This window comes from Pseudoflavonifractor capillosus (assembly GCF_016902575.1).
In the GTDB taxonomy this organism is placed as follows: Bacteria; Bacillota; Clostridia; order Oscillospirales; family Oscillospiraceae; genus Enterenecus; species Enterenecus capillosus_A.
Genome location: NZ_JACSNZ010000001.1, coordinates 146,090 through 158,761 on the forward strand (window position 1 = coordinate 146,090; position 12,672 = coordinate 158,761).

Annotated in this window: 14 protein-coding genes and 1 pseudogene; all 15 read left to right on the plus strand. The window is 55.8% G+C overall.

The window, feature by feature from the left end; genetic code table 11:
* Positions 1-4: 4 nt before the first annotated feature.
* On the plus strand, positions 5-1,417 hold the full coding sequence (locus H9X86_RS00810) for a helix-turn-helix domain-containing protein (RefSeq protein WP_204899691.1): 1,413 nt from the start codon (positions 5-7) through the stop codon (positions 1,415-1,417).
* 418 nt (positions 1,418-1,835) lie between these two features.
* Positions 1,836-2,162, plus strand: coding sequence for a hypothetical protein (locus H9X86_RS00815; protein WP_087252958.1), 327 nt, complete (start codon positions 1,836-1,838; stop codon positions 2,160-2,162).
* Between the two features lie 34 nt (positions 2,163-2,196).
* Entirely contained in the window at positions 2,197-2,745 is a 549-nt protein-coding gene (locus tag H9X86_RS00820; protein ID WP_204899692.1) for a glycoside hydrolase family 3 N-terminal domain-containing protein, read from the plus strand.
* Positions 2,746-2,787: 42 nt separating this feature from the next.
* On the plus strand, positions 2,788-3,984 hold the full coding sequence (locus H9X86_RS00825; RefSeq protein WP_204899693.1) for a hypothetical protein: 1,197 nt from the start codon (positions 2,788-2,790) through the stop codon (positions 3,982-3,984).
* Positions 3,985-4,017: 33 nt separating this feature from the next.
* Positions 4,018-5,154, plus strand: coding sequence for a hypothetical protein (locus tag H9X86_RS00830; protein WP_204899694.1), 1,137 nt, complete (start codon positions 4,018-4,020; stop codon positions 5,152-5,154).
* Positions 5,155-5,206: 52 nt separating this feature from the next.
* The gene (locus H9X86_RS00835) at positions 5,207-5,551 is read left to right on the plus strand and encodes a hypothetical protein (RefSeq protein ID WP_087229379.1); all 345 of its coding nucleotides are present in this window, start codon (positions 5,207-5,209) and stop codon (positions 5,549-5,551) included.
* Between the two features lie 36 nt (positions 5,552-5,587).
* Positions 5,588-5,746, plus strand: a complete 159-nt coding sequence (locus H9X86_RS12970; RefSeq protein WP_430736082.1) for a zinc-ribbon domain-containing protein — start codon at positions 5,588-5,590, stop codon at positions 5,744-5,746.
* Between the two features lie 35 nt (positions 5,747-5,781).
* Entirely contained in the window at positions 5,782-5,913 is a 132-nt protein-coding gene (locus H9X86_RS12660) for a hypothetical protein (protein ID WP_275532969.1), read from the plus strand.
* A 162-nt stretch (positions 5,914-6,075) separates the two neighbouring features.
* Positions 6,076-6,237, plus strand: coding sequence for a hypothetical protein (locus H9X86_RS00845; protein WP_158099320.1), 162 nt, complete (start codon positions 6,076-6,078; stop codon positions 6,235-6,237).
* A 162-nt stretch (positions 6,238-6,399) separates the two neighbouring features.
* Positions 6,400-7,284 carry a mechanosensitive ion channel family protein gene (locus tag H9X86_RS00850; RefSeq protein ID WP_204899695.1) on the plus strand — a complete coding sequence of 295 codons (885 nt, stop codon included), beginning with the start codon at positions 6,400-6,402 and terminating at the stop codon, positions 7,282-7,284.
* Between the two features lie 36 nt (positions 7,285-7,320).
* Positions 7,321-8,397 (plus strand): hypothetical protein, encoded by a 1,077-nt coding sequence (locus tag H9X86_RS00855; RefSeq protein ID WP_058962743.1) that lies wholly within the window; start codon positions 7,321-7,323, stop codon positions 8,395-8,397.
* A gap of 18 nt (positions 8,398-8,415) precedes the next feature.
* Positions 8,416-9,069 (plus strand): hypothetical protein, encoded by a 654-nt coding sequence (locus H9X86_RS00860; RefSeq protein ID WP_204899696.1) that lies wholly within the window; start codon positions 8,416-8,418, stop codon positions 9,067-9,069.
* 223 nt (positions 9,070-9,292) lie between these two features.
* A complete protein-coding gene (locus tag H9X86_RS00865; protein WP_204899697.1) occupies positions 9,293-11,194 on the plus strand; it encodes an LPXTG cell wall anchor domain-containing protein in 1,902 nt (633 codons plus the stop codon).
* Positions 11,195-11,267: 73 nt separating this feature from the next.
* Positions 11,268-11,678 carry a winged helix-turn-helix domain-containing protein gene (locus H9X86_RS00870; protein ID WP_143052378.1) on the plus strand — a complete coding sequence of 137 codons (411 nt, stop codon included), beginning with the start codon at positions 11,268-11,270 and terminating at the stop codon, positions 11,676-11,678.
* Positions 11,679-12,096: 418 nt separating this feature from the next.
* A pseudogene (locus H9X86_RS00875) lies at positions 12,097-12,567 on the plus strand (lysine--tRNA ligase); the annotation flags it as partial.
* Positions 12,568-12,672: the final 105 nt, after the last annotated feature.

Below are 12,672 nucleotides of genomic sequence, written 5' to 3' on the forward strand. Positions count from 1 at the left end.
TACGATGAAAGGGGAACTGAGAAAGCCGGCGTCTGTCAACGCCATTCTGCTGATCGGTATTTTTACTTTTGTCTTTTTAGGGGCGGAATATCTGTTTGTCAATATGATTTCTCTGTCGGTGACGGAAGGGAGAACTGTCATTGCCCAGAACTATGCGCTGGGCGCCAGCGCCGTCGGCTTTTTCTTGTATCCGGCCATGGAACGCTGGGGCGGGAGGCGCTATAAAAGCGCGCTGACCTTTATCCTGGCGCTGGGTGCGATTATCTGTACCTTCATTGTCCAGCAGCATATCTCCTATGCGGCGACCATGACGGCAGGGATGGTGCTCTTCCTGCTGCTGGGCGTTTTCGGCAGCGCCGTCCACTATCTGGCTGCCGTCACCATAGACGGCGACAATGCATTGGCACGGCTGGCGGGGATCGCCTACGCTCTGGGAATTCTGCTCCAGTATGCAAACAACAACCTTGTCAACCTGGAGGTTGCGGAGGCGGCGTTTCTTTCGGTATTTCTGGCGGCTTTGAGCCTGCTGGTCATCCGAACGAGACAGGCCGCCCAAAGCCGCATCGAAATGACGGAGACTGCGGGCGCCTCTTCGGAACCTGCGGAAGACATTTCCCTCACCCGGAAAAAACGGACGGCGGGCGTTATGCTGGCGCTGCTGGTAGTGCTGATGGCCTGCGTGTTCAGCACACTGGACAATGCCGTGACTCTCCGCCATGCGAGCGGGACGGATATCGGGCAGTGGCCCCGCCTGCTGCTGGCGCTCAGCGGCCTCGCCGCAGGCTTTGTCTTCGATATCCGAAAGCGGAAGTATATGGGGCTTATCATGTACTGCGTGATGATGATGTCGGTTCTGTCCATTGTGGTACTGAACCTGGGCGCTCCGTTCCTGATTGGACTGGTGGTCTTTTACCTGTCCTCGGGCTTTTTCGTTGTCTTCTTTACAGCGAGCTTTATGGAGCTTTCCCGGCATATGCGCCTGCCGTCGCTGTGGGCGGGCATGGGCCGCGCCATGAATAACGTGAGCGCCGCCCTGATCGCCAGCGGATCGGTGGCGCTGCTGTCCACCGGCAACAGCCTGGCCGCCATTGTCATCGCCCTGGTGCTGTTCGTGGCGGTCAGCGTTGTTATGGCTGTGTATACCGCCCGCATGAACGCCGTCAAAGAACCCAAGGAGCCGCCTGCTTCCCAAAAGTCGGACGAAGAGCGAAGGGAGGCGTTCATCGCAAAATACGGGCTGACCGAACGGGAATGGGATGTGTTCTCCAAGATGATTTCCTCGGACAGCAGCGCCCAGGAGATAGCCGACTGCCTGTTCCTGTCCAAGCGGACGGTGGAACGGCATATCTCCGCCCTGTACGAAAAGACAGGCGCAAAATCCCGCATCACTATGTACCTGCTTTACCGCAACGATTAACATACTGGCTGACACCCTGCTTTCTCTCCGGAGAGGCAGGGTGTTTTTGTGTGCGGTAACGAATTGTCCTGATGAAAAATATCGTTTTCCCCATCTGAAAAATGAAATTTACGCCATTCGGCATTCGCGAAAGGAAAAATCAGGAAAGAAAAGCACACCTCATCCCCTACTTGGAACGATTAGAAGTTATGCATATATAAAGCCTCGAAATAGTTGCTTTGATTTATATAATATGCACAAGTGGCGGTTGACCGCCATCGGTTTTTTGAAAAATGGCGGTTCACCGCCACCTGTTTTGATACGATTGGCGGGGTTTACGCACAGACAATCCGGCCTCTTTTCACCTAAAATGAGGGCGTAGGAATCTACTTCTTCCCGGCGTCCGCCACGATTCCCCAAAAATTCAGGAGGAAAAGAAATGATGGAATACGTTCAAAGAGAACTTCCCTATGTGCGCTCCTATGTCCTGCGCTCGGTGTATGGTATGCTGCGGCAGGAAGGGATTGCTTTTGGGGAGGAAGCGCCGGGAAGGGTTATTGCCGAATGGAGAGAGGACGGAACAGACGTCTCCCTTTCCATAACGGCGGAGGAAAAAGCGTTTGGAACCGAACTGACGGTTTCGCTGCGCCGCCCCTGCGACGGGATACCGGAGCAGAGAGCGTACCGGCTTCTGCAGGAGATGCTGGACCAGATCGTCCGGCATTTGGAAAATACCCTGATGACGAAAGGGGAGGAAGACGCTTAAAAAACGCCGCTTCAGGGGACAGGAGGTGTGAGAAATGACGGGGATAAAATGGAAGAGAATGCTCGCCGCCTTGTGCTGCGCTTTCATCGCCATATCCGGCGGGTGTGCAAATCCCAGCACTTCTTCGGGCAGTTCTGTTTCCCAGGAATCCGGCATACCGGCGTCGCAGGAAACGTCTGAGACACAGGCTCCATCTCAGATGGCGGAGAGTGCGTACGAACCGTCCGCCCCGTCGTCAAGCGTTCCTGAAAGTCAGAGCAAGCCGCCGGAGAGCGGCAGGCCCTCTGTCGCCTGGAGCAGTATAGACGATATTTTGGCAGGGATGTCTCTGCGCGATAAGATATGCCAGATGCTGGTTCTCAGCCCGGAACTGCTCACCGGCGTTTCCGGTGTAACAGCGGCCGGAGAAACCACACGGCAGGCGGTAGATATCCTGCTTTGCCCGTCAAACCCGCAGGCGGCCGTCTCCGCTTTGGAGGAAGCGGTCGCGTTGGGAGAAATCAGCGAAGAGCGGATCAACCAAAGTGTGCGCCGGATCCTTGCCATGAAGGTGAACCGCGGGGTTTTGAAACTGGAGGGCTGAGAAAGCCCTGCTGTCCGCACACCAGCTTCAGGAGGAAAGAGAATGAACGAACAAACCGATTTGATTCAATATACCAAAAAGCGAAGCCTCTGCAGGCGGCTGCTGCCGCTTCTGCTGGCGATGGGGTTGCTGCTTGTCGGCTGCTCCGGCGGGACGGAGCCTTCGGAGCCGTCTTCCGATACAGGCAGCTCCACAGCGTCCGCCAGCAGCACGCCTGCCGCTTCGGCGCCTGAGCCGGAACCTGAGCCGGAAACGCTGGAGCAGGAGCTTTTGAAAAAGCGGGGCGTCGCCTTTGACCAGTCGGATTACAAAACCTTTACCGGCGCAGAAGGCGTGCTGAGCCTGCAAACCGTCTTTTCGGATCTCAACCCCAAAAAGGCCGGCGGCAATCTGTCCAGCGTCTTCCTGTCCGGCGGAAAAATCTATCAGTACCGCTGCGACGCGACCCTGCCGGGGGGACAGAACTGCCGGGAGGTGGGAACCCTGCCCCTTGCGGAACAGCCCGTCTACCTCCAGGCCAACGATTTCAACGGCGCCGACCTGGAGGTGGTCTACCGGGGCGGCAAACGGTATTCGGTCAAGTCTGCCAGCAACAACGGCCCGTACACTGCGACGGAGAGCAAGTATCTCCATCCTGTCCTGACGCACGCCTGGCGCTACAACGCAGACGGAAAAACGCTGACCGAGGACGTCGGGCTGCGGGACAGAGCCCAGCGGATTGTGCACGTCGGAGGCAGCTATCTGCTGATCGCAGACGGGAAGCTGGAGGCGGCGGCAGAACGACAGCTCCCCTCCGAGAACTTTGAAGGGATTTATTTTGACGACGGTGAGGACGGCTATATTGTTTACGAGGTGGCGGACGAGGCCGTGGGGGACGGAGAAAAAGCGGTTGCCATCTTAAATGAGAACATCCTGGCGACCGATCAGGCGTTTTACCAGATCATGTACGACGATATCTCCGAGAATGATCTGAGCTATGAGGAAAAGACCACCAACGCCGACGGCACCCCCGCCGCCTATCTCCCAAAATTCGGCGGCGGCAACCGCTACCGGCTTGTAAAGCTGGAGCTGCTGAGCCGGTATTACAGCGACGTGCTCACCATCGCCCATGATTATATCATCACGGCGGACTACAAGCTTCTCCCCGCCACGGAGGCGATAGGCGAGGACTATGAATCGGGCTACATCGCATACCCGCCGGATGTGATGGAGAAGCTCCTCGCTCTGGATGACTATTGAAATTAATAAAAATCGATCAGGAGGCATTCTGCTATGAAAAAGAAAAGCGTATTATCCCTGCTGCTGGCGGCGGCGCTGGCGCTCTCCCTCGCCGGTTGCGCCGGGCAGGGGCAGCCGGGCGGAAAGGAGCCTGTCGTCAACAGCGACGGGACCATCACGAAAGAAGAAAACGACGTAAAAATCACTGAGACAGCGGCCAGGTCCATCGAAACCGAGCTGTATGAAACGGCGGATTTCAGCCTGCAGATCCCCAAGGGCTGGACAGTCACCAGCGGCGGTACGGCCATGTACCATTCCATCCGGGTGCAGGATCCCAGCCAGCCCCTCAACCAGATGTTTGTCCTGCTGAAGGCGGAGGGCCTGCTGCACAGCCAGGAGGGAAAGGACGCCTATGCGTATAACGTCACCATGGGGAACACATGGGCGCAGATGCTTTCCCAGGCGCCGGTGCTGACAACCCCCTCCACCGAAAACTTTTTCAAGCTGTTTTCGGAATACGCGGTGTTTGCAGAGCAGTGGGAGCCGAGCTATGCCGGCTATACCTTCCCCCGGTTTGACGGCTTTACCGTCACCGACCGCTTTGCCTCGGCCAGCCTCCTGTCCTCGTATGCTCTGGGAGAAGAGACGCTGCGGGCGTCCTTTACCGAAAACGGCAAGGAAGGCGAGGGGATGTTCGCCGCGTCGGTGGTGGACTTCGGAAGCGTTGATATTGCCGCAGGACTGCCGGTAGGATATATCATCCCCCGGGCGGACGGCGGCTACTACATGGCATACAACGTCATGGCGGTCACCGCCGCGAAGGATACCTTCATCGAATGGGAGAGCGTCCTCACCAAATGCCTTGGAACGCTCGCCTATTCTGAGAGTTTCGTAAAAGCCACTGAGCAGGCCGGTGAAGAAAAGGTGGCGATGTCAAAGGAAATCAGCCGCATCACCAACGAGAGGCTGGAAATCATCATGGCGGCCTGGGAGGACCGGAACGTCGAGCAGGACATCACCAGCCAGATGCAGAGCGACGAAACCGGCGGCTACGAGCGCGTGTACGACACGCAGACCGGCGAAATCTACCGGGCGGAGGCCGGATGGTATGAAAGCACCGGCAGTGACCGCTACAAGCCGGTGACTGAAAACAAAATGTATGCAGAGCCCATCAGCGGTTACATCGAATAGGGAAGCGGCGGAAAACCGCAAACAAGGAATACATGACAAGGAGGGAAACGGAATGCGTCAGGTGAAAAGGCTCCTTCCCTATGTCCGGCGGTATGTGCAGATGGCTGTTTACGATGTGCTGGACGCGGAGGGGGCGGAATACTGGAAGAATGAAAGCGGCGCGGTGGTCGCCCGGCTTTCGGTTTACGGGAACGTCAGCACCTTCAGCCTTTCGACAGAGATACAGGATGTGGGGACCGGACTGACGGTTTCCATGCGTGAACCCTGTCCCGGCCTGTCGGCCCAGGGAGAGGAACGGGCGGTGACCGCCGTAGCCGATAAGGTTGCCCAGTACCTTGAGAACGAGCTGATGATCAACCGCCGCTGTTTCGTGCCGGACCGGCATTATGCCGTATAGGGAACAGCGGCGCAGGCACAGGCGGAAATCGGCCGGATCCGTGCGGAAGCGGAAGCGGCCAAGGCTGCGCAGACTGCTGCACAAACTCCGGCCGCGCCTGACGGTACGGTATGCCCCTCGTGCGGCGCGTCCGCTGCCCCGGGCGTGAAATTCTGTCCGGAATGCGGGGCGCCGCTCTCCCGGCAGAGCGAATAAACAGACAATGAATCTGAATATCTGGAGGGATATCTATGGCAAATGAATCGAGAGTATTCCGGCTGCCCGCCGGTATGAGTACCCAGGTAGTGGCGAACGCCGTATCGTCGTTCCTGTCCTCCGCCAAAGGGATGGAGGTACAGAGCGCCGAAACCACAGAAGGCTAGGCTCTTCACGCGGGAACTATTAAACAACAGCTATCTGATGGGAGCGGCACTGAGCAGGAGGAACGAAAGGAAAGTTGGATTAGTAGATTGTTTAGGAAAAATGAATGATATGCCCGGCGGTATGTGCTCCTGGTGATTTATGATGTGCTGGACGGCGAGAGGGTGACTTACCAAAAGGGAGAGGAGACCATTGTGGCCAAAGCGGAGGCATACGGTAATCCCAGCACCTTTTCCATCTCTGCTGAGGAGCAGGAGATGGGTACCGAGCTGAAGGTCACCCTGCTGCAGCCCTGCGAGGGCTTGTCCAAACAGGGAAAAGAGTGAGCCATAACCGCCGTGGCGGATCGTACGGTATCTGGAAAACGAGCTTTTGATACACAGCAGCGTGGTCCAGATCACCAGCGACTGCTGGTCACTCCGCCTGACCATCCATCGGGGCCGTCCCACACAAGCACACAGCATTGTCAGAAAGGAAGGAAACAAACGATGAAAGAAAAACAAAGCATTATTAAGTTCCTGATTCTGGCGGTCATCCTGGCAGTGGCCCTGACCGCCGGCTTTGCCACTGGTGCCATGAAAACGGCGGCCCTGACCGCCGACTGGACCCTCAGCCTGAGGGCTATCCTGCGTCTGGCGGCCATGGCGGCAGGGATGCTGCTGGCGGAGTGGGTGGCGGAGTTCTTCTTGACCCTCTGCAAGCCCAGGACCCACCGGGCCCGGTCCATCCTCTCCATCACCCGTAGCCTCCTGCGCTATGCCGCAGCCATTGTCATCCTCTGCTGGGGTCTACACCTCCTGGGTGTGAATATTCTGGCTATTGTGGCCAGCCTGGGTGTTTTGGCCTTAATCGTCGGCTTTGCCGCCGACAGCATCATCGCCGACCTGGTCACGGGCGTGTTCATCCTCTTTGATAGCCAGTACAATGTGGGGGACATCATAGAGGTGGACGGCTTCCGGGGCGTGGTGACGGACATCGGCATCCGCACCACCTCTATCACCGACGCCAGCGAGAACATCAAGATTGTAAACAATGCGGATATGCGGAACATCCTCAACCGTTCCGACCACGTGTCCAAGTCCTTTTGCGACATCTCCATCCCCTATACCTGTGATCTGGAGGCACTGGAGGAGAAATTCCCGTCCCTGCTGGAGGAGATCCGGCAGAAGCGTGCGGACGTCATGTTGGACACGCCGGTCTACCTGGGGGTGCAGCAGCTGGCTGACAGCGCCGTGGTGCTGCGTTTCTGCGTGGGCGTGAAAGAAAAGGACATCTATGGCGGTGCGCGGATCCTCAATCGGGATCTGCTCTTGGGCCTGCGCCAGCTGGGTGTGGAGTGCCCCTTCCCCCAGCTGGACGTCCACTCTATGTGAGCCATGGGCGGGCAGAATCTGCGGAACGCGCCGCCGATGGAGCGGAGCGCACCGCCAAAGGAATGGAAACTTCCCCCGGAGTTCATCCTGCCCTGGGAGCCTGGCGTCCCGGAGGAGCCCCGCCCCGGGGCGGAGGCGGCCCCGCTTCCCCCGGAGTTTCAGGGCGGCGGCAGGGGTGCGCCCCGGAATCGGGAGCGCCGGCGGGGCTGGCGGATACTGGCCTCCGTCGCCATGGCCCTTCTGTTGACAGTAGCGGCCGCCGTCCCGGCAGCGGAGCTCCCCTCTCCCGAGCCGCCGACGTCAGCCGGGGACCCGCTCCCCACGGTGCCGCCGGAGACCACGCCTCCGGGCGGAGAGGAAAGCCCCGGCCCAGTCCAGACGCCGGAACCCATCACTTTTTTCTCGGCCATGATGAACGGATCCGAGGGTTTTTTGCAGGTGGCCTTCCCGGAGCCAGAGACCATTGCCTCGGCCAAGGTCACCCAGTTTGACACCATCACCCAGCGTCCTTTTTATGAGGATACTTTCGGTGAGGGCATCCCCCGGGCGGACATCGATGCCGGGCTGTATACCGCTTTCTATGTGGTTTATCCCCCGGATTTCGACGACTACTGGGCAGAGGCGGGGGCGGACACCTACCCCACCTTTGAGATGCGTCTGACGGTGGAACGGGTAAATGGGGAAACGGAGACCTACACCGCTGCCGACTTGGGCCGATGCCCCCAGCTGCGGGGAGAGTATGATGAAACAACCAACACCGTGACGATGAAGGTCTGGTGGGACGACGGGGAGGACTTCCCACAGGTGGTGCCCGTCGCGCCGGAGCAGGCCGAGGGCGACACCCTAAGCGTCACCGTCTATGTGGACGGGGAGCCCCTGCCGCCGGAGGCCTATGCCCTGAGCCAGGTGCGCGAGGAATCCCAGTACTCCACCTCGGACAATCCAGATGTGCTTCTGACGAGATACACCTACATCACCGTGGCCACCGCCTCCCTGCCCCAGCCTCTGGCTGCGGAGTCCGCCCTGAGCTGCGCCGTCCACATGACCCTCTCCGGCCAGCCTTTTACCTATAGTCTGCCTATCAGCACTGCCCCGAGGGACATCTACTGGTAAGTTTTTATGATGAGTAATTTGTATCAACTGAGTCCAGTGTTTCATCGGACAAAGGCATCCGATATTGGTGTGGTCGACTCCATGGCCTTTGCAAAAGCGCATATGCATAAGTTTTCTGTCCCCCTGCCGGATGGTGTGGACTATCACTTCCCTGGCGGCGAGGGTGCCGAGCCGGTCACCGTAAGCTTTGCCGCATGGATGGTAAAGGACGGAAACGGCGGCTACAAGGCCCTGGAAGATCCCGTCACATCCAAAGCGGTAAAGCCTGCCGTGGAGACGGAGAAAGTCAAGCGGCGTAAGGTTCTCATCACGGCGGCGTTCCGTTCGGAAATGGCAGATGAGTATGCCCTGAATGACGAGAACGGGAACCCCCGATACGCCGTCAGGCTGCATGCTAACGGCGGGGCTTTTGAAGCGGACGGGACCGATCTGTTGTATATGAAGCCGCGGTCGCTGGAATTTGCAGACCAGGAGCTTTTCTATGTGGAGGCTACCTGCCTGAAACCGACGAGCAGCGGCAAGGTATTCACCGGCTGGTACAGGGATAAAGCCTGCACCGCCGGCCCGGTAACAGGGCTTAAAATCCTTGAAGAGCTGAAAGAGCGCCCTGTCAGGGAAGCGCCCTATGCGCCGATGGATCTCTACGCCAAATGGGAGACGCAGGAAAGCTGAAAACGCAGAAGGAATATCCCTTCTTTATGCTTTGGTATTCACCAAAGCATAAAGAACTTTAACTGCGGCAAAGAAGGTTATTCGTTCCGCCCTGGCTGCCTGAACCGGCGCACCGGGGAACGGATGGCATAGAACACCGAGAAAAAGGGGGGTGACACACCAAAAAGAATGATCAAACCCGTGTATTCACATAAATGTTATCTTGAAAGGAGAAAAATCAATCATGAAACTAAAGCGCAAACTTCTTGCAGGACTGCTGACGCTTTGTATGGCTGTTGGAATGGCTGTGCCGGCGTTTGCGGAGAACGGCCCCTCGTCCGGGGACATGAGCGCCGCATGGGTGCAGCTGTATGATAGCAGTGTAGAAGAACCCGATGGCAGCTATTTTGGTTATGTACTTTATAGCAACGGCGGCGAGGCTGACACGGTGGAGGGCGCTGTCTATGACAAGGCTACCAACACCATCACCCTGACAAACTACAACCACCCGGAAATGACCCTTGCCACCAACGAGATGGGCGACGATTTGAAGCTTCATCTGGTGGGTGACAATCATATCGCCGAACTGGTTGTATGGGGCTTCGGCTGGGGCGGCAATCTGGAAATTACCGGAGACGGCTCCCTGACCATTAATGAAAACAAAACGTCTCAGACTGCGGCGATCCGCTTTATGGCCGAGGGAACACAGGGTCTGCTCAAGGTCGGCTCAAACGCTTCTGTGACAGCGTATAAGAGCGCAGGTGAAAACACTTATTCTGCGGCCTTTGTATCGACAACATCCTCAACCCTTCCCTTCACAGGTAATCTGGAAACAGAGCTTGCCCTGACCGCCAATTCCGGCATCGAGGGGGAGACCACCGAATGGGAAAATGTCATATATGAAAGTAACTATGTTGCTCAAGACTGGAAGGTTCTCACCAAGGGCGAGGACGGAAAGAAATACGGCGTTAGTTACGGAACAATCTACACCGGCAGCGATTTAACAAACGGCAAGCCTGTGGGCTATATCCACGAGCTGGTGAAGGTGGAAGGACTTCCTAGCCAAAAAGAATATCTTGCCGTTCAAATTGCTACCGTTGACGGACTTGAAAAGGACGCTCTGCCTGAGGGATATACCGACTCAGGGGAAACCATCAGCGCCAAAATAGGCGATATCAGCTCTATGACAGTGCTGATCAAGGACGGGCAGAGGTTTTATTGGGGAGTAGACCCGAATCATTCCCAGTGGTTGGTCTATCAGACCGCCGTTGATGACGTAACTGCGGAGGATTGGGGTCAGACAACCCTGACAAAAATTGTAGTGCCTGTGGCTGGAGAAGGCGTCAGCGGTGCGACCGAAGAAGATATTCCGGCAGGCTATACCACCAACGTGGTAAAGACCGGCATGTATAGCTACTACTGCACCAATGATGTGATCAAAGTATCCCCGTCCGGGACTTCTACCGATCCGGGCACTGATCCTGGAACAAAACCTGGTGAGGATCCGGGCACTGATCCTGGAACAAAACCTGGTGAGGATCCGGGCACTGATCCTGGAACAAAACCTGGTGAGGATACTGGCGCCAAAGATCTGACTGCTTCCGAAACCGGTGTTTCCATCTCCCTGACCGATGGAGTGCCAGAGGGTGCAGAGCTTTATGCCGACACCATTGCACAGGAAAGCGTGCTGGGAAGCCGTCCGGAACTGAAAGAGGAGCTGCCGGGCCTGCTGTCCATTTACGAGATCAGCGTTAGAAAAGACGGTAAAGCTCTGGAAATCAAGGATAACCCCATGACGGTCAAAATCCCGATGAACGACCACCTGAAGGGCTACAAATACTACCAGGCGGTATATCTGGGCGAAGAGCTGGAACGCTTTGACGCGGTGGCGGAAGGCGACTTCCTGGTGTTTGAGACTACCCATCTGAGCCAGTATGCTATCCTTGGCTCCAACACACCGTTTGAAACCAGTACGGTTCAGGACGGAGAGCAGACCGGCGCGGGCGATCAGTCTTCCGATACAACTATTCCGCAGACCGGGGACGGCAGCAACATGATGCTGTGGATTGGTCTTCTGGCTGCATCCGGAGCCGGCGTCTATGGCATGACGCTTTACAGCAGAAAGAAAAAGGAACAGAATATCTAACATTTTACGGCCGCCATCAGACAGATGGCGGCCGTTTTAGAAGGAAGGTGGGACTATCAAACGAATTGTGATTTTGGAACTATCAGACCAGGATAACGTTGCTTTAGAGGAAATTTCAAAGATTTTGGAGCGTCATCCTGATTTGAAGCTGATTGAAATGGTAGTTGAACCGACATTGATTTTTAACCACCTCATAATTGACACAGGAAAAAGAAAGGTATACTATAATCAGCAGGAGGTATTACTGACAACAAAAGAGTATGAACTACTTTACCGACTGGCCTTGTATGAAGGGCGGGTGTTGTCATACAGGCAGCTTTATGAGGCTGTATGGGGAGAAGATCCAATGGGAAATGAAGCCAATGCGGTAAGCTGTCATGTATACGGCCTGCGCAGAAAATTTCGTGAGATAGCACTCAGCTTACCTTCTGCTATCCGTTGTGTTCGAGAAGTTGGCTTTTGTTTTGAGGATATTACGGAATAAATAGGGGAAACGACCTGATAGCAGGTCGTTTCCCCTATTTATTTGAGCCATAAAGTCTTTTCTTACGGTGCAGTATTCAAAGGGCGGTAAAATTTGACATTATACAGCATTTTGTTGTTTGTTCTTGTCTAAACTTGCGACCGACTACGAAAATTCTACGGAAAATCTCGGAAAAATCTACAAAATTAGACGGTATAATCCCTATATCAACAATTATGTATTTCTAAAAAGAATTCTGCGCTCATCTTCAGGTAATCTCGCTATTGAATACATTTACTTCGCCTCACAAATTTTTCGGATTACAGAATAAACCCAAGCGGTTGTTTGTCTGGCCTCTTTTATGAGATTATGAAGTTCGGGAAAGTAAGCAAAACAAAGGATTTGAATGAATATGACGATGTACGAATTGTTGGGAAAACTTTTCCCCACAATGAAACCCTTGGACATGCCCAAGAAGTCCGAGAGCACCGCTGTGGCCGCTCCTGCTGCCTCTGAGAAGGTGGAGGAGAAGATCGACTTCTCCAAGGTGGAGATCGAGCCTCTGTTCTCCGATTTCGTGGACTTTGAGACCTTCTCCAAGTCTGATTTCCGTGCCGTGAAGGTGCTCTCCTGCGAGGCTGTGAAGAAGTCCAAGAAGCTGCTGAAGTTCACTCTGGACGACGGAACCGACACCGATCGGGTGATTTTGAGCGGAATTCATGAGTATTATGAGCCCGAGGAGTTGGTGGGCAAGACCTGCATCGCCATCACCAACCTGCCTCCCCGTCCCATGATGGGCATCGACTCCTGCGGCATGCTGATTTCCGCTGTCCACCACGAGGAAGGCGTGGAGAAGCTGCATCTGCTGATGGTGGATGACCACATTCCCGCCGGCGCCAAGCTGTACTAAGGCTGATTGGCTACCAAGAGACCCATGAACGGCAGTTCATGGGTCTCTTTTTTGTTGATGTTTGCCGGGAAGATGTGTATCATAGGAGAAAGAGTATTGGGACAA